This window comes from Exiguobacterium sp. MMG028 (assembly GCF_027947425.1).
In the GTDB taxonomy this organism is placed as follows: domain Bacteria; phylum Bacillota; class Bacilli; order Exiguobacteriales; family Exiguobacteriaceae; genus Exiguobacterium; species Exiguobacterium aestuarii_A.
In genome coordinates, this window is sequence record NZ_JAQJIN010000004.1 from 139,452 (window position 1) to 156,644 (window position 17,193).

Below are 17,193 nucleotides of genomic sequence, written 5' to 3' on the forward strand. Positions count from 1 at the left end.
GATGTCCGTCTTTCTTTTGACAATGACGAACTTAAGCATTCCTTGAATTGGCAAAATCAGGTACACTGACAGTAGAATATGCATTTAGCATGACAGATTGGAGGAAATGATGTGGCTTCATTGCGTGATTTATCGGTAGACCAATTCATCGATGCTTTGTCTGTACCGTGTTGTTACATTTCTCAAGATGGTACGGTTCTGTTATGGAATACACATGCCGAGGTATTGTTCGGCTGGGAACGTGAAGAAGTCCTCCATCAACCGCTTCCTGTCGTTCAGCAGTTAGGGCATGCTTTGGAGACATGGACACCGCTCCTCCTTCAATATCCATTTTCGACGACGGCGATGACGCCTTTTCAACATAAAGATGGCTCCGTCATTTATGCGACCGCATACTTGCAATCTTTTTCGCTCGAAGGGATATACGGCTACTTTCTCGCCTTCCTGCCAAAAGGATTCGGACCTCTCATTAGCACAGAACAATTTAATTTACTTCATCATTTTCAAGAAATGATCAAGCAATCGACCCATTACTTGGCAACGAACGCAAAAGGGGAAATCGTCGATATCAATCCATCCTTATGTCGTTTACTCGATGCAACGGAGCAGCAACTAATCGGACGAAACTGGTTCGAGCTCATTCATGACGCAAGTGACCAAAACAGGATTTCACGTGATGTCTTAAAGTCCTTAGCGACAAATCGCATTTGGAACGGAGAAATGCCGATTTCTTGCAAAGAGCATAACCAGGAACCGTGCTGGCTTAATTTGACCGTCGTGCCGATTGTGAGTGAAAAAAGTGATGTGATTCAGTATACGGCGTTTGGATTCGATGTTTCAGAAAAGAAACGTCTCGAAAAAGAAGTTCGATTCCTTGCTTACCAAAACGAATTAACAGGACTCTACAATAAAAAAGGATTCTTACGTCAATACGATTCAATCCTTCAACAAATCGATGAGCGAGAAGGACTTCTCCACATCGCTTTATTCGATATCGATCGCTTCAAAATCATAAACGAATCGTTCGGATCTCGCGTCGGGAATGAGCTCCTCGTCCAAATCAAGGAGCGCGCACTCCACCTCATCCCGGAATCCGCTTTATTGTTCCATCCGACGGGCGGACTATTCGGTGTCATGTATTTTGAAGAATCTAAAGAAGAAGTGTTCCAATCACTCCGCCATCTGCAACACGAGTTGCAACGACCATTCAGAATCTACCATCACTCGATCATGGTCTCAATTTCGGTCGGCTGTGTATTTTATCCGTCTTCTGCGAGTTCACTCGAAGAACTGTATACACGTGCTGAAAGTGCCCTCTTCAAAGGGAAACAGATCGGGGTCGGTACGATACAATTCGTAACAAAAGATATGGATGCCGCATTCTCAAGACAAATTCATATCGAGAAAGCCTTATATCGCGCGCTAGAAGAAAAACATTTTTATCTCGAGTATCAGCCAAAATATGAGCTGGCGACAGACCGTCTCATCGGCTTTGAAGCGCTCCTTCGTTGGCACCACGAGGAGTTGGGACAAATCCCACCTTCCGAGTTCATTCCGCTCGCGGAAGAGATGGCACTCATCGTCCCGATCAACAACTGGGTCATTTTAGAGGCGACAAAACAATTGAAGACATGGAAAGCTGAATTTGACCAGCCTCTCTCGATGGCGATTAATATTTCGCCTAATCAGTTCAGAAGCGACAGTTTCTTGAATACGCTTCGAAACATTAAGCAACAACTACAACTTGACCCGACAGATATCATATTAGAAATCACAGAAAGTTTGGTCATGCAACAAACCGATGAAATCATTGAGCGCATGGAGCAAATCAAGCGACTGAATTATCGTCTGTCGATTGACGATTTTGGAACGGGCTTCTCGTCCTTGCAGTATTTAAAGTCATTCCCAGTCGACGAACTTAAGATTGATAAAGTATTTCTCGACGATTGGATGACATCTAAATCTCACTTGCTAGACGTCATCGTCCATCTCGGGAAGAGTTTAAACCTTCACGTCGTGGCCGAAGGGGTCGAAGACGAAGAGATGCTTCAGCATTTAAAGTCTACCGCGTGTGATTCATTCCAAGGTTACCTGTATGCAAGACCTGCTTCTCCAGAGGCAATCGAACAATTACTCCGGTCATCAAAAAACTCACCGAACGCATGAAGCGTTTGGTGAGTTTTCTTATAATGCAATCGATGATGTCCAAAGACCATATACGCCATACGTGGCACATAACAAAATAACGACAGCGATAATCGACTGCGTGCGTGTTAAGAACGGGCGTCCCTGTTCCCGCTCTGCCAACAGGAAGACAAAAATACCAGGTGCGTAAAGAATCATCGCAATCAGGACGTATTCGATTCCTGATGCATACAGTAGCCATGTGGCGTATATCGAGGCGATGGCAGAGATGACCATCATCCGTAACGATGCCGTCCGCTTCGCTTCCATCCATCCATACAGTGCCGAGAAAAGATATGGAACGAGCGCTGCGATCCCGGCGATACTCGACAAGACAAGGTACGTCTGCTCCGAGAATAATGCAACAGCTGTGACGATTTGCGTAAACACCTGTGTGATCAATAATGCGTTCACTGGCGTATCGTTTGCGTTCAGTCGATTGAACACTTTCGGGAAGACACCATCTCGACTAGCGACATATGAAATTTCTGTCGCTAAAATCGTCCATCCAAGCAATGCGCCTGTCAATGAGATGAGCAACCCGATATTAATTAATGTCGCACCGAATGGTCCGACGACCGCTTCTAACGCATAGGCCATCGATGGTTCTGGTAACGCTGCGAGTTGTTCTTGCGTCATGACACCGAACGAGAAAATCGAAATCATCATATAAATCAACAATGTGCCGATCAATCCGATCACTGTCGCTCGACCTACATCTTTTTTCTGACGCGCGCGCGAGGATAAGACGACTGCCCCTTCAATACCGACGAACGCCCATAATGTCACGAGCATCGTAGACTTCACTTGAGGGAAAACATTTGCCCAAACAAATCCCGACTCGCCCCAAAAGTCGACCCGGAACGTATCAATCTGAAACGCGAAGAGAATGAGCACGATGAACAAAAAAATCGGAACGAGCTTCGCGATCGTCGTGACGATGTTCAACAGTGCCGCCTCCCGCATTCCACGGGAAATAAGCCAAAATAATCCCCACACCAAAATTGCACTGACGAACAAACGGAACAATCGATGTTCTGCCGAGAATACAGGGAAAAAGTATGCCAACGTGCTAAAAATCAAGGTGATGTTTGCTACTGTCCCAATCCATGCTGACATCCAGTAACCCCATCCACTGTTAAATCCGACAAATTTACCGAACCCTTCCCGTGCATAGGCGTAAATGCCACCTTCTAACTCTGGACGCGTGTCCGCTAAAAACTGAAAGACAAAGGCGAGCATGATCATCCCGATCCCCGTAATTCCCCATCCGATTAAAACAGGTCCTACGCCTGCCCCTTGTGCCATAGCACCTGGGAGATTAAAGGCACCTCCACCAATCATTGTCCCGACGACCATGGCCGCGAGACCGAAAAAGCCGATTCCGGCTGAATGTTGTTTCAAAATAACGCCTCCACCAATCTATAATCTCATCGAATAACTATACAAAAATACTGTATAATCATTCGCTGATTTTTATATTCTACTTCCTAAAAGGATTGAGTGATAGACATTCTAAATAAGTTTATATTTTCGAATAATTTGAAAAATTCCATTGCATATTCATCCCAGATGTAGTTTAATTACAACATATTCTAAATTATCAGAATTTTCGGGAGGTTGTATAATGCGTAACAAAAAATGGCTAGCTTTATCGGGGGTCGCATTATTAGCGACGGCAGCTTGTAGTACAGGAGATGACTCATCAAGTTCGGAGAATTCATCTTCAAGCGATGCTAAAAAAGAAATCACAATGGTATCGGCGACAGATTTGCCACAGCTCGATCCGACGCTTACGACGGACTCGACATCGATTATCGTGACGAACAACGTGTTCGAAGGCTTATATCGTCTAGACGAGAACAACCAACCGACACCAGGAATTGCCGAAGATGTCGAAGTATCCGAGGATGGTCTTACATACACGTTCAAACTACGTGACGCGAACTGGTCAGACGGCTCACCGATCACAGCTGAAGACTTTGTGTACTCTTGGAAACGCGCACTCAATCCGGAAACAGGCGCAGAGTATGCGTATATCCTTCAAGACTTAAAAAATGCAAACAAAATTCTTGCAGGCGAAGCGTCTCTTGACGATCTCGGTGCGAAAGCAATCGACGAGAAGACACTTGAAGTTCAGTTGGAAGCACCAGCACCATATTTCTTAGGATTAACTGGTTTCCCAACATACATGCCACAAAAACAAGAGTACGTCGAAGAACAGGGCGAAGAATTCGCGACTTCTGTCGACAAAACGCTCTATAACGGTCCTTATGTGTTGAGCGAATGGCAAGACAATGCAGGATGGGTCTATAAGAAAAACCCAGAGTATTGGGATGCTGAAAACGTGAAGATGGATACGATCAACGTCAAAGTCGTAAAAGACGTATCGACAGGTGTCAACTTGTTCGAGTCTGGTGAAGCGGACTACACGCTTCTTTCATCTGAATTCGTTCCACAATTTGAAGACAGCGATGAATTTAAGACGCGTGCCGATGCACGGATCAACTTCCTTCGCTTCAACCAAAAGAACGAAGCGCTTCAAAACGTCAACATCCGTGAGGCACTCGCCAAAGGATTTGATAAACAAAGTGTAACGGATGTCATCTTGACGGACGGTTCACAGCCAGCGAACTTCATCGTGGCAAAAGACTTCACATTCACAGAAGACGGCGCTGATTTCCGTGAGAAGCATCCAGACCTCCTCAGCTACAATGTTGATGAAGCGAAAGCCGCTTGGGATAAAGGTCTTGAAGAGCTAGGAGTCGAAACAATCGAGCTCGAGTTCCTCTCACGTGATGAAGAAGCGTTCAAGAAAGTCAACGAGTTCATCAAAGGTGAACTCGAGAAGAACTTGCCTGGTTTGACGCTTAACATCAAACAGCAACCGTTCAAAAACTTCCTTGACCTCGAAGGAAAAGGTGAGTATGACGTTTCTGCTGCTGGATGGGGCCCTGACTATCAGGATCCAATGACATACCTCGACATGTGGGTCACAGACGGACCATTCAACCGTATGGAGTACTCAAACGACGAGTATGATCAATTGATCCAATCAGCGAAGAAAGAAGCGGATCAGATGAAACGTTGGGAAACGATGCAAGAAGCTGAACGTATCCTTCTTGAAGAAGACTTCGCAATCGCTCCGATTTACCAAAAAGGTGAAGCATACTTAGAGCGTTCAAACATCGAAAACATGTACCGTCACCCGTTCGGTGCCGATGCGAGCTTCAAGTGGCTTGACGTCAAATAATGAGATAACATCCTTGATACCTATACGGATCAAGGATGTTTTTCTGTCGTGAAAGGGATTTTTACTTATGAAGAGTTGGACGCTATGGCTCACCCTATTGGCTACCGCAATCTGCATCCTCAATATTTCTGGATTGGATGACAAGAACATCTTATTGTTTTTATCTTCGCCTCCATTCTGGTTGCTTGAGACACCCTGGTTTTCCTCACACATCATCCATCCGACCTCATTGCCTCAGTCAGCGCTGTACATCATGACAGTCCATTCTCGGTAAACTGTTCGACCGCCTCATTTATGGAGTGACAATCACAAAAAAATGACTTCTATCAAATCGATGGAAGTCATTTTCATCTATTAAGCCTCACGCTGAGCGCGAATGTCAGCAGGTACTTTCCCACGTTTTGAAATCACTTGCGCGATTCCCACTAGTACCACAAACGAGATCAATGCCGCGAAGAACCCAATCCAAATCGATGCTGTGATTCCGAGAACCAAGTATCCGATCGCTGAGACGATTGCTGCAAGGATTGCATATGGTAATTGCGTCAACACGTGATCGATATGGTGTGAGCCAGCTCCTGTCGAACTGAGAATCGTTGTATCCGAGATTGGTGAACAGTGGTCACCGAACACTGCACCGGCCAACACAGCAGCGAGTGATGCGAGAAGAAGCTCTGGTTCGACTGCCATGATCAAGTCTGCCCCGATCGGAAGCATCAAACCAAACGTTCCCCAGCTCGTCCCTGTCGAGAATGCCATGATTCCAGCAATCAAGAAGAGAAGAAGTGGCAAGTACGAAGCGGCAATCGTATCCGTGACGAAGCTCGCCAAGTATTCACCTGTCTTCATATCACTGATGACTGCTATGATTGTCCAAGCAAACAAAAGGATGAGGACGGCTGGCCACATCGCACGGACGCCTTCCCATGCCGCTTTTCCATAGTCACGCGCCGGGATTTTACGACCGACAAGAAGAAGGAGTGCGACAATCAAGCTGATGACGACACCTGCGACGAGTGAACGCGTCACATCTGTCGATTCGAACGCCCCAATCAATGAGAAGTCCTGGCCGTCTGCTGCAAGTGCTTGTCCACCTGTGTAGAGCATCGCCGAAACAGTCGCAATGATAAGTGTGATGATCGGAACGATCAAGTCGCGAACTTTTCCACCTTCGTGTTCATGCAAATCTTCGCTCATTCCCATTGGCTTCCCTTTTGCTGAATCATACAATTCACCTTGTAGGGCACGAAGTTCGTGCGTACGCATCGGTCCGATGGCAAGTCCAGTGAAAGCCACATACGCTGTCAACAAGAGTGCGAAGACGGCATAGAAGTTCATCGGAATGATTTGAATGAACGCAGAGAATGATGAGTAGCTATCAATCGAATATTTTGTCAAAATTCCAGCGATGATGGCGATGATGTACGCACCCCAACTTGAAAGCGGGCTAATGACACAGACAGGTGCTGCTGTTGAGTCAATCGTGTACGCAAGTTTCGCGCGTGAGATGTTTTTACGGTCTGTCAGTGGACGACTGATGTTCCCGACCGCCAAACTGTTAAAGTAGTCATCGATAAAGATCAAAATACCAAGACCAAACGATACGAGACGCGCACCGCGTGCCGTCTTAACGTTCGCAGCAGCCCATTCACCGAATGCGCGTGCGCCACCCGACGTTTGAATGATTGACGACAAAATGCCGAGAAGGAGCAAGAACGCAATCAACAAGACGTTCCATTCGTTAATGGCTCCATCCGACCAGAATAGGGCGATAATGTTCGACCACAAGTATTGAATCGAATCGAGCGGATTGAAACTATGCAAGAGAAGTACCCCTGCGATAATCCCGACACCGAGTGATGGGATGACCTTTCTTGTTGTGATTGCCATAATAATTGCGAGTAATGCCGGTACGAGTGAAAGTACCGAAGTTGAATAATCTACCATGCTGAATTCCTCCTTTTTTATTAGGATGAGGCCCCCCTATGCTTAAAAAAACGCAAAGCGAGGGCATCGGCAACAAAGCCGACACCCTCGCTGGATGTTCCGTCTTTCTTAGCCGACTTGGAGCGCTCCATACGTAAATATGTATGGCAGTCCGACGGGTGTTTCCCGTCAGCCCAGCACAACCCCACGGACATGGTGTTGCACTTCGGCGATCCTGCCTTTTTGTAGTCCTCATCGTTGTCATCCTCCGACTACTTACTCATCAGCATCGCACCTCTACCTCATCGATAGCACGAATATTCATTTAAAGTTACGTCTAAATTATCACAAGTTGACGTCACATATCAATAGTTTTTTTCATCACGAATGATTCGCTTCAAAACAGCAAGCGCTTCTTGGTCATTCGTCTCTACTGCTTTAAAGAAATCGTTGAAGAAGTGGTATAACACGAATCGGTCAGCGTGAGACTTCGTCTGTTCTTTAATCGTAGAAAAGATGAGTCGCCGTAAACGGCGTTTCGTCTGCGTTTCTTCTGGCAGTTCTTCGCATCGGTCCTTGAAAGCACGATATACAGAATTGATCAATTCCTCATGTTCATCATACGACCGATTGTAAGCAACTTGTTCCATCTGTAATATCCCCCCTTTCAAATTTGACCCGATGAAACTTGTCGTAACTATACCAACTTCCTGTCAGTCATTCAATCGTTATCGACCGTTCTTAACAAAAATCATACGTTAGACCGAGTCAATCGTTGATGAATGAGAAAGTGGTCACGTCGAACAATCCCATGTCGGTCAATTTCAAATCCGGAATGACCGGTAAGGCAAGGAATGACATCGTCAAGTATGGGTTAAAGTGACGGTGTGCACCGACAACGTCGAGCGCATCATTTAACTGTTCGAGAATATCTGCCACTTCACGGTAAGGACGTTTCGTCATGAGACCACCGATTTCAAGCGGTAACACGGCGAGCACCTCACCTTCCGATACGGCAACGACCCCTCCACCTACTTTTTCAAGCGTTCTCGCTGCGAGTAACATATCCTCTGGGCTGACTCCAGCGATGACCAAGTTGTGGCTGTCATGGGCTACAGTAGCTGCAAGTGCACCTCGTTTTAACCCGAATCCTGTGACAGGAGCTAGCGCCATGTGACCTGTCCCATGATGACGTTCGATGACGGCGAGCGTGGCAATATCCTGCGATAAATCTGCCCCTGATGCATCCGGTTGGAACGAGAGACGTTGTCGTTTCGTCAACAAGCTGTTCGGAAGCACTTGAATGACATCCACTTCCTCGTCGCTCGGAGCAATTCGAAACGAGTCGGCTGTCAATTCAGGTAATTCGAGTTCACCTTTCATCGGCTTCGGTACTTCAATCCCATCAGCGTCAAATGTCGCATTCCCCGCTTCGGCGACGAGCGTACCGTTGACGTACACCTGCTCGATTTTTACCGATTCGACGTCTGACAAGATGACGAAGTTTGCTTTCTTCCCAGGTGCGATGGCCCCGATTTCTTTTAACCCATAGGCTTCTGCAGCGTGTAAACTCGCCATCGCATAGGCCGTCTCTGGCTTGACGCCTTGCTTGATCGCTGTACGAATGTTGTAGTCAATTCCACCTTCTGCGACCAAGTCATCCAAATGCTTATCGTCTGTACAGAAAAGGAAACGATGGGCATTGCTTTCTGTCACGGCCAAACTGACCTTCTCCACATTTCGTGCAACGGAACCTTCTCGAATTTGAACGTAGAATCCACGTCGTACCCGTTCAATCGCCTCTTCCGCCGTCGTACATTCATGGTCCGTCATGATTCCTGCTGAACGATATACATTCAATTGATCAGGATTGAGACCCGAAGCATGGCCATCCACGACTTTGCCCGCTTGTTCCGTCTGCGCAATCTTTTGAAGCATATCCTCGCTTCCTGCTTCGACCGATGGATAGTCCATGACCTCACCTAATCCATGTACACCAGGGTCTCCTAAAAACGGTGCCAAGTCCTCTGCGTACAACTTTGCACCAGCATGTTCGAATGGTGTCGCCGGCACACAGCTCGGTAACATCATGCGGACGTCAAGCGGTAGCCCTTTTGCATCCGCTAACATATATTCAATCCCAAGCGCCCCGTTTACGTTCGCAATCTCATGCGGGTCCGCAATGACCGTCGTGACCCCGAGGGGCAAGACCGCTTTCGCGAACTCATGAGGTGGAACCATCGACGACTCGATATGGACGTGCGAATCGATAAATGACGGGGCAAGCGTCCAAGTCGGGTCATGATATTCGACCTCTCCATCGTATCCTTCCCCAATTGCCACGATATACCCGGCATCGATGGCGACGTCCGTACGAATCGTCTCACGACTGTACACGTCAATCACAGCGACGTCTTTAAAGACGACGGCCGCTTTCTTTTTCTTTGCGGCGATGTCAATCAAATGTTGTTTCTCCATCTTTTGATCTCCTTATTCAACGTATTTTAACTATCTTACCAAGAATATTCTTTTCGTTGCAATTTCTTTTTCAAGTTGTGCGACAATGATAGCATATCGATCTGAAAGGGGTTACAACGATGCAATACAAACTAGGAGAACTGACACCACACGTCGATTCGACGACTTATCTTGCACCAGGATCACATGTCATTGGTGATGTGACAATCGGGGCACACTCAGGAGTATGGTTCAACACCGTCATCCGTGGAGACGAGGGTCCGATCCGAATCGGTTCTTATGTCAATATTCAGGATGGTTCGATGATCCATCAATATGAGGGTTCACCGACCATTATCCATGACCGTGTCTCGATTGGTCATATGGCGATGATTCACGGGTGCGAGATTGAAGAGGATTGCTTGATCGGGATGCACGCTACCGTGCTCGATGGTGCAAAAATCGGGAAAGGGTCATTCGTGGCTGCGGGTGCGCTTGTGACACCGAATATGCAAATCCCTGAAGGGGTGATGGTGATGGGCGTACCAGCAAAAGTCGTCCGTCCTCTGAACGACGAAGACCGCTTCATCATGGAGAGAACGGTTAAGAAGTATGCGAAACGTGCTGAGCAGTACCAACAGTCGTGCGTACCCGTAAGCGAAACACACAGTTTGTGAAAGCGTTTACAATATTCATAAAATGTTAACGTTTCTCTCGAATTTTCTACACAGTTCCTTTGTATACTAATGGTGTAGCCAAGCTGACGTATTGAAAGGAGCCCACTCTATGTATCCGAACCACGATCAACTCATGTTAGACCTGTACGCCTCATCGATTAATCCAAGTTATGGCCTTCATATCGATGATTCTTTCGATGACACGCTCCATGGTGCACATCGTGAGGTTTGGGAACGTATGCATTTGGATAATACTAGAGAAGAAGATTCTAAAAATGGAGGAACGGCTGGATGATTCCCACACCTGTGATTCAAGATTGGCTCGCAACTAAATTAAAACGATAACGGATTTATATAGACAGCGAGCGAAGGATTCTCCCTTCGCTCGCTTTTTTATTCAAAAATGGTCAGGTGTGCATCAATTGGCTGTCGTGCTTTCGGTGCAGGGATATCTGCTGTGTCATATTTCCCGATTTGCAGAAGACCGATAAACGTCTCCCCTTCCGCTCCAATCATTTCTTTCAAACGCGCATCGTCAAATAGTCCACCCGTACGCCAGACCATTCCGATTTCACGTTCACTAAACAAGAGTTGAACATTTTGAATAAATGTCGCCGTCGCGAGCAACGCGTCACGATTTCCTTTTTCCGTCTCAAATCGCTTTGCCGTCACATACATACACGTTGCTGCATTCAAGATGCGTCCTGTCACTTTTTCACGCTGTCCTTCTGACGCCTCCGAGAAGGCTGGCTCGAGCGCATCGAGTAACACTTGTTTGCCATCCCCATTGAACACATACACGTTCCATGGCTCGACTTTATTATGAAACGGTGCGTGGTGTGCCGATTGCAACACCTCGTAAAGCACCTTCGTATCAATCGGTTCTTCTTTGAACATCCGAACGGTGCGTCTTTCTTCAATTAACTGTTGTGCTACTGTCTTTGTCATGACCGTCACTTCCCCTTTTTTTCTCTTCTCTATCATAATTGAAAAACGTTCTCATTTCAAAATCAAAAAAGACTACAGATTGCTCTGTAGCCTTAAATCGATTGACCAATGACCTCGCATGCCACCAGGTCTTCAAACGTTTGGCGACGTACGACGAGGCGATGATGTCCATCTTTGACGAACACAACGGCAGGACGAAGCATTTGGTTATAGTTGCTCGCCATCGAGAAGTTATACGCTCCTGTTGCTTTGACGAGTAGCAAATCACCCGGTGTGACAGGAGGGATCAAAGAGCGGTTCGAGATGATATCTCCCGACTCGCAACACGCTCCGACAATTTTTGCCTCGAGCGTCTTCTCTTCATTCATCCGAGTCGCTGCCACGACTTCATATTCTGCGTCATATAGCGCCGGACGAATGTTATCTGTCATCCCCCCATCGACGGACACAAACGTGCGTACACCACTCACTTCTTTGACGGTTCCCACCTCATAAAGCGTGGCGCCTGCATTGGCGACGAGCCAACGACCCGGTTCAATCCCGATTTTCGGAAGTGGCAATTCACGTGCCTCGACTTCCTCGACCAACGTCTCCATCACACGCTCCATCGTTTGTGCGAAGTCGAGACGCTCGTCTTCATCCAAGTAAGCGACACCGAAGCCACCACCAATGTTTAACACATCCGTCGTATAGCCGGTCTCTTGACGAATCGTATCCATGAAGCGCACCATCGTCTTCACCGTGTTGATGAAGAGGGTCGGATCTTGAATTTGAGAACCGACGTGACAATGAATGCCCTTCAACTGTAAATGTTCCGCTTCCAACGTCGCACGAACAGCATCCAAATACGTATCGTCATGCGTCGGAAAACCGAATTTTGTATCAACCCCACCCGTTTGAATCGCCGCATGGGCACCTCCAACGACTTGAGGCACGATGCGGAGAAGCACATCGACTTCACGATTATATTCAGCCGCAAGTCCTGACAAGAGGCTGATTTCACGCATGTTGTCGATGGTAAAGTGTGTAATCCCCTGTTCGAGTGCGAACGTGATATCCAAAATCGTTTTGTTCGACCCGTGAACGTGAATGCGCTCTGCCGGTACACCGGCATGCAGTGCCACGTACATCTCACCCCTTGAGACGACGTCGACACTTAAACCTGCCGCCATTACTTTTTCATACACGGCCGCAATCGATAACGCTTTTGACGCGTATAACGCATACGTGTTCGGATACTTGTCTAGGAACGCATCCTGGACAATCCCGAGGCGACGCTCTAGTTCTGGCTCACTCATGATGTATAAAGGTGTCCCGTACGTCGCTTGAAGTTCACGGACGGACACACCTTCGATCAAACATTCTGATTGATTGGTGGTGTACATACAATTCCTCCTTCAAAGCGATGGGGGACACGCCATGAACGAGCACAGAGCTGTTCTGAATTGTTGGCGTAACCAACACGTGTCACGTCATCGATTTTCGTTTCTACCCCATATAATGTGACCCGATCGCCGATTTGTACGTCGTCGTCCACTTTGATGAAGCTATGACTCATAAAGATATTGCTGACGAAAGGATAGGCTTTCCCTTCAATATGAACAGGCAAGTGACGTCTCGCTCGCATTAACCCATCTCCGTATCCGACAGGAAGAACGGCAATTCGCTCCTTCGTTTCGGCTGTGTATCCCGTCCCATATCCGACATGAGCCCCCGCTTCGATGTCATGGACCGCGACCACTTCCGTCTCCCAATAGAAAGCGGGAACCAACCATTCCACCGGTTCGACCGATGAATAGCCATATAAGAAGATACCGACACGCACATGTGTGCAATGGTGCAGACGCGAATCGTCTTGAAGCGTGGCTGCACTATTTGCCGCATGGATCAATTCAAACGTATGACGTTCCATCAATCGTGTCGACCAGTCGGCAAAACGTTCGACTTGCACGCTATGCTCGACTTCCGCGTTATCTGCATCCGCGAGCGGGAAGTGCGTACATAATCCGACGAGGTCCAGTCCTTCATTTTGACAGAAGGCGACGATTTGTAGCGCTTCTTCAAACGTTTTGGCACCGAATCGGTTCATCCCGACATCTAGTTTCAAGTGTAGGCGAACTCCATCGAGATGCTCTCGCTGTGAGACGAGCCATTCATATGACCCGATGGCGACATCAAAGTCATGGGCATGCACGTGTTGCCACGTATAGACCGGATTCATGACGAGGACACGAGCCGATGCTGCATGCGTTCGAACTTCGATTGCTTCTTCGATTGTTGTCACCATGAAGTGACGGACCCCTTCATCATACAAAGTCGTCACAACTGGCTCCATCCCTAGGTTATAGGCGTTGTTTTTCACGACCGCAAACACGGGGCGCCCGAGCGCTTCAATCCGACGTTTGTTCTCGCGAATCGCATTCAAGTCAATTGTGACTCCCATCGTTCAAAACTCCTTTACTCTTTGACTGCTGATTTTACAAACGTAACCCAATCACGGTGTTCCGGAAGTTGTCCTGATACGGCCTCACGATAGCGTGTCAACATTTCTGTCGCGACCGCCTGGACGCCGCCACCGATTGAGATGTGGTCGACCTCGATGACGCTCGTCACCTCGGCTGCCGTTCCCGTCAAGAAGATCTCATCGGCTACATATAACTCATCGCGCCCGATGTGACGTTCCACGACTTCGTAACCTGCTTCACGCGCAAGTTGCATGACCGTCTGACGCGTGATGCCATCGAGTACGGAGCAATCGAGCGACGGTGTCGTGATTGTCTTCCCTTTAACGAGGAAGATGTTCGCGACGCTCGCCTCACTGACGTTTCCGTTCATATCGAGGGCGATCGCTTCATCAAATCCGTCACGAAGCGCTTCTCCTTTTAACAACTGTGAGTTCATATAGTTCGATGCGGCTTTCGCTTGCATCGGCATCATCGTAGAAGATACGCGGCGATACGAGGCCACTTTCGCCCGAATCCCGACTGTTTTGCTGAAATATTCGCCGAGCGGCCAACACGAGATGGCAACATGTACCTTCGTCTCTGCTGTCGGCATAAGTGCTTGCCAAGGTGTCCCGAGGAAGACGAAAGGGCGGATATAACATGCTTCAAATCCGTTTCGTTCAATCAATTCCATCGTCGCTTGTTCGAGTTCGTCTACCGTGTAAGGTAGCGTGACGTGGTAGTATGCACACGAGCGAACGAGTCGCTCCAAGTGTTCACGTAAGCGGAAGATGGCTGGGCCTTCTTCCGTGTGATACGCGCGAATCCCTTCAAAGAACCCGCTTCCGTAGTGAATCGCGTGTGTCATGATACTCGTGTTTGCGTCAGTCGGCTCAATCCAAGCCCCGTCTTTCCACATCCATTGTCCATACTGTTCCATAATGCAACTCTCCCATTCCTCATTGTTTATATTTTCTGTCTATTATACGTTAGAGAGAGCGTAAGTCATCAACAAGTTGCGTTTTTTCAGAAGTTTTTTCATCTTTCTGCTTGATGACGCGTGCCGGTGTACCCGCGACGACCACACCTGGAGGCACATCTTGCGTGACGACACTTCCAGCTGCGACTACCGCATTTTCCCCGACGCGAACCCCTTCCAAGATGACAGCGTTCGCTCCGATCATGACACCATCTTCAATGATGACTGGATCTTTTGAAGGTGGCTCAAGGACACCGGCAACCACGGCACCTGCTCCGAGGTGAACGTTTTTCCCGAGCGTTCCGCGTGCTCCGATGACGGCGTTCATGTCGACCATCGAACCGTCTCCGATGACTGCCCCGATGTTGACGACAGCCCCCATCATGACGACAGCGTTGTTTCCGATTTGAACGTGGTCACGGATAAACGAACCTGGTTCAATTCGTGCATTGAGTTGTGTCGTATCGAGCATTGGAACGGCACTGTTGCGACGATCATATTCAAGGTGTGAATCGGTGATGACAGATGCGTTCGCTTCTAAGAAAGCTGCCGCGCGCTCCGCCGTCGTCAAGAACAGTTTCGACTCGTCTGTACCGAATGCTTTCGCTTCTTCGATTTCAAGACCTGCCAATTGGCCGTTTACGTAAAGTTTTACCGGTGTTTCCTTTTTAGCATCTTTAATATATTGTGCGATTTCATAAGCGTTTGTGAGTAACATGAGTAGCCTCCTCGTATAAGTTCGATAGATTATAAAGTCCTGCGGGGCGATCGATGATCGTTGCTGCTGCAGCGAGTGCCCCGTTTGCAAAGACGCGTTTCGATAACGCGGTATGTTTCAATTCAATCATTTCATCATCTCCGGCGAAGAGCACCGTATGCTCCCCGAAGATTGTGCCGCCGCGAATCGAGTGCATGCCCAACTCTTCGGCGCCTCGCGCTTCCCGGCGTGATGTTCGTTCGTAAATCGGTGTCACCTCTCGCTTCGCTTCGATGGCGCGGGCCAACAGCTCCGCCGTGCCACTTGGCGCGTCCACTTTCTTCCGGTGGTGCGCCTCGATGACCTCGATATCATAGCCGAGCGTGAGCGGAACGAGTTGATCGAGTAACTGCTTCAACAAAGCAATCCCATACGATGTGTTATACGACTGAAAAATCGGAATGTCTAATGATGCTTCTTCGATATCCGCAAGTTCCTCAGGTGTGAATCCTGTCGTCGCGATGACGAGCGGGATATTGCGTGACCGCCCGAATGCGAGCAAGCCAGGAAGTAATGCCGGATTTGAAAAATCAATGACGACATCGACTTGTGCATCCACCTTGTCTAATGATGCCAGGTGCTCGTCACTCCCAGGTGAAACAATAGCCGAGACGTTCACGCCTTGCGCGTTGGCGACTTCTTCGACGATCCGTCCCATCGCACCGAATCCGTGGATGAGTACATTCATTGTCTCACCTCGTTAAACTGCTCCATCGCCGATAGCAATTTCGCTTCAGCTGTCGCGCTCATCGGGACGAGCGGGAGGCGTGGCGCACCAAATTCAAACCCTCTCGCCTGAAGAGCAGCCTTCACAGGAATCGGATTCACTTCTGCGAAAAGTTCGTCGATCACGGGGAGGAGGCGCAATTGCCATGTGCGCGCCGTCTGAAGATCACCTGCTAAAAGTGCTTCTGCCAAGGCGACGGTCGCACCCGGATAAACGTTCGATAACACTGAAACGACCCCTTGAGCGCCCCAAGCCATATATGGCAAGATTTGATCGTCATTTCCGCAATAAACGGTGAATCCTTCCGGAAGGTGAGCCATCATCTGTGCCATAACCGAGATATCTCCACTCGCTTCTTTCAAAGCCGTGATGCGCGGATGTTCTGCAAGCTCACCGACCGTTTCAGGTGCTAAGGCGACGCCAGTCCGTGACGGGACGTTGTAGAGCATAAGTGGAATCGGTGATGCATCTGCGATTGCTGTAAAGTGAGCAAGGAGCCCAGCTTGTGTCGACTTGTTATAGTACGGGGTAACGACCATCGCCATTTCCGCTCCAAGTTCTGCGGCGCGCTTCGTTTTTTCGATACTGACAGCCGTGTTGTTTGATCCCGTTCCCGCGATGATCACCGCTCGACCGTTCGCGACCTCTACTGCTCGAACGAGCAAAGTCTCGAATTCCTCATTCGTCAGTGTCATCCCTTCGCCGGTCGTTCCACCGATGACGAGTCCACTGACTCCCTCTTGAATTTGGTCTTCAATCAACGCCGTCCATGCCTCCAAGTTTAACTGCCCATCTTCTTGAAATGGTGTCGCTAGTGCTGTCGCAACTCCTGTGAACATGT

At 48.3% G+C, this 17,193-nt stretch carries 15 protein-coding genes and 1 riboswitch; of the genes, 4 read left to right on the plus strand and 11 right to left on the minus strand.

What is annotated here, in order from left to right:
- Positions 1 to 111: 111 nt before the first annotated feature.
- Complete coding sequence (locus PJK55_RS13005; RefSeq protein ID WP_271306070.1) at positions 112 to 2,166, plus strand: sensor domain-containing protein; 2,055 nt, start codon at positions 112 to 114, stop codon at positions 2,164 to 2,166.
- 18 nt (positions 2,167 to 2,184) lie between these two features.
- Here the strand turns inward: PJK55_RS13005 and PJK55_RS13010 are convergent, their stop codons facing one another.
- Positions 2,185 to 3,588, minus strand: a complete 1,404-nt coding sequence (locus PJK55_RS13010) for a basic amino acid/polyamine antiporter (protein WP_271306071.1) — start codon at positions 3,586 to 3,588, stop codon at positions 2,185 to 2,187.
- Between the two features lie 223 nt (positions 3,589 to 3,811).
- On the opposite strand from PJK55_RS13010, the gene PJK55_RS13015 reads away from it, so the two are divergent.
- The gene (locus PJK55_RS13015; RefSeq protein ID WP_271306072.1) at positions 3,812 to 5,437 is read left to right on the plus strand and encodes a peptide ABC transporter substrate-binding protein; all 1,626 of its coding nucleotides are present in this window, start codon (positions 3,812 to 3,814) and stop codon (positions 5,435 to 5,437) included.
- A 354-nt stretch (positions 5,438 to 5,791) separates the two neighbouring features.
- Here the strand turns inward: PJK55_RS13015 and PJK55_RS13020 are convergent, their stop codons facing one another.
- From PJK55_RS13020 to ade, 3 genes are all read right to left on the minus strand, one after another.
- Positions 5,792 to 7,384, minus strand: a complete 1,593-nt coding sequence (locus PJK55_RS13020; protein ID WP_224863367.1) for a Na+/H+ antiporter NhaC family protein — start codon at positions 7,382 to 7,384, stop codon at positions 5,792 to 5,794.
- A gap of 112 nt (positions 7,385 to 7,496) precedes the next feature.
- Positions 7,497 to 7,671: riboswitch (Lysine riboswitch) on the minus strand.
- A gap of 57 nt (positions 7,672 to 7,728) precedes the next feature.
- Entirely contained in the window at positions 7,729 to 8,013 is a 285-nt protein-coding gene (locus PJK55_RS13025) for a hypothetical protein (RefSeq protein ID WP_015880753.1), read from the minus strand.
- Positions 8,014 to 8,131: 118 nt separating this feature from the next.
- On the minus strand, positions 8,132 to 9,841 hold the full coding sequence (gene ade / locus PJK55_RS13030; RefSeq protein ID WP_271306073.1) for an adenine deaminase: 1,710 nt from the start codon (positions 9,839 to 9,841) through the stop codon (positions 8,132 to 8,134).
- A gap of 119 nt (positions 9,842 to 9,960) precedes the next feature.
- On the opposite strand from ade, the gene PJK55_RS13035 reads away from it, so the two are divergent.
- On the plus strand, positions 9,961 to 10,497 hold the full coding sequence (locus tag PJK55_RS13035; protein ID WP_271306074.1) for a gamma carbonic anhydrase family protein: 537 nt from the start codon (positions 9,961 to 9,963) through the stop codon (positions 10,495 to 10,497).
- Between the two features lie 109 nt (positions 10,498 to 10,606).
- Complete coding sequence (locus PJK55_RS13040; RefSeq protein ID WP_214876610.1) at positions 10,607 to 10,792, plus strand: hypothetical protein; 186 nt, start codon at positions 10,607 to 10,609, stop codon at positions 10,790 to 10,792.
- Between the two features lie 98 nt (positions 10,793 to 10,890).
- Here the strand turns inward: PJK55_RS13040 and PJK55_RS13045 are convergent, their stop codons facing one another.
- From PJK55_RS13045 to dapA, 7 genes are all read right to left on the minus strand, one after another.
- Positions 10,891 to 11,445 (minus strand): nitroreductase family protein, encoded by a 555-nt coding sequence (locus tag PJK55_RS13045; protein WP_251129961.1) that lies wholly within the window; start codon positions 11,443 to 11,445, stop codon positions 10,891 to 10,893.
- Positions 11,446 to 11,537: 92 nt separating this feature from the next.
- Positions 11,538 to 12,830: a diaminopimelate decarboxylase gene (gene lysA, locus PJK55_RS13050; protein WP_271306075.1), complete on the minus strand. Its 1,293-nt coding sequence runs from the start codon at positions 12,828 to 12,830 to the stop codon at positions 11,538 to 11,540.
- Positions 12,800 to 13,888, minus strand: a complete 1,089-nt coding sequence (gene alr, locus PJK55_RS13055) for an alanine racemase (protein WP_271306076.1) — start codon at positions 13,886 to 13,888, stop codon at positions 12,800 to 12,802. Before alr ends, lysA begins: the two co-directional genes overlap by 31 nt.
- 14 nt (positions 13,889 to 13,902) lie before the next feature.
- The gene (locus PJK55_RS13060; RefSeq protein WP_271306077.1) at positions 13,903 to 14,829 is read right to left on the minus strand and encodes a branched-chain amino acid transaminase; all 927 of its coding nucleotides are present in this window, start codon (positions 14,827 to 14,829) and stop codon (positions 13,903 to 13,905) included.
- Between the two features lie 49 nt (positions 14,830 to 14,878).
- A complete protein-coding gene (gene dapD / locus PJK55_RS13065; RefSeq protein WP_074032983.1) occupies positions 14,879 to 15,586 on the minus strand; it encodes a 2,3,4,5-tetrahydropyridine-2,6-dicarboxylate N-acetyltransferase in 708 nt (235 codons plus the stop codon).
- Positions 15,564 to 16,313 carry a 4-hydroxy-tetrahydrodipicolinate reductase gene (dapB, locus tag PJK55_RS13070; protein ID WP_271306078.1) on the minus strand — a complete coding sequence of 250 codons (750 nt, stop codon included), beginning with the start codon at positions 16,311 to 16,313 and terminating at the stop codon, positions 15,564 to 15,566. Before dapB ends, dapD begins: the two co-directional genes overlap by 23 nt.
- Positions 16,310 to 17,191, minus strand: coding sequence for a 4-hydroxy-tetrahydrodipicolinate synthase (dapA, locus tag PJK55_RS13075; RefSeq protein WP_224863383.1), 882 nt, complete (start codon positions 17,189 to 17,191; stop codon positions 16,310 to 16,312). The genes dapB and dapA overlap by 4 nt, the downstream gene beginning before the upstream one ends.
- Positions 17,192 to 17,193 lie beyond the last annotated feature (2 nt).

What these genes read in the sequence shown, in the direction of transcription:
- ade (WP_271306073.1), bottom strand. Translation starts at nt 9,841, where the DNA reads ATGGAGAAACAACATTTGATTGACATCGCCGCAAAGAAAAAGAAAGCG.
- dapA (WP_224863383.1), bottom strand. Translation starts at nt 17,191, where the DNA reads ATGTTCACAGGAGTTGCGACAGCACTAGCGACACCATTTCAAGAAGAT.
- dapB (WP_271306078.1), bottom strand. Translation starts at nt 16,313, where the DNA reads ATGAATGTACTCATCCACGGATTCGGTGCGATGGGACGGATCGTCGAA.
- alr (WP_271306076.1), bottom strand. Translation starts at nt 13,888, where the DNA reads ATGGGAGTCACAATTGACTTGAATGCGATTCGCGAGAACAAACGTCGG.
- PJK55_RS13015 (WP_271306072.1), top strand. Translation starts at nt 3,812, where the DNA reads ATGCGTAACAAAAAATGGCTAGCTTTATCGGGGGTCGCATTATTAGCG.
- PJK55_RS13045 (WP_251129961.1), bottom strand. Translation starts at nt 11,445, where the DNA reads ATGACAAAGACAGTAGCACAACAGTTAATTGAAGAAAGACGCACCGTT.
- PJK55_RS13025 (WP_015880753.1), bottom strand. Translation starts at nt 8,013, where the DNA reads ATGGAACAAGTTGCTTACAATCGGTCGTATGATGAACATGAGGAATTG.
- PJK55_RS13040 (WP_214876610.1), top strand. Translation starts at nt 10,607, where the DNA reads ATGTATCCGAACCACGATCAACTCATGTTAGACCTGTACGCCTCATCG.
- PJK55_RS13060 (WP_271306077.1), bottom strand. Translation starts at nt 14,829, where the DNA reads ATGGAACAGTATGGACAATGGATGTGGAAAGACGGGGCTTGGATTGAG.
- dapD (WP_074032983.1), bottom strand. Translation starts at nt 15,586, where the DNA reads ATGTTACTCACAAACGCTTATGAAATCGCACAATATATTAAAGATGCT.
- PJK55_RS13035 (WP_271306074.1), top strand. Translation starts at nt 9,961, where the DNA reads ATGCAATACAAACTAGGAGAACTGACACCACACGTCGATTCGACGACT.
- PJK55_RS13020 (WP_224863367.1), bottom strand. Translation starts at nt 7,384, where the DNA reads ATGGTAGATTATTCAACTTCGGTACTTTCACTCGTACCGGCATTACTC.
- lysA (WP_271306075.1), bottom strand. Translation starts at nt 12,830, where the DNA reads ATGTACACCACCAATCAATCAGAATGTTTGATCGAAGGTGTGTCCGTC.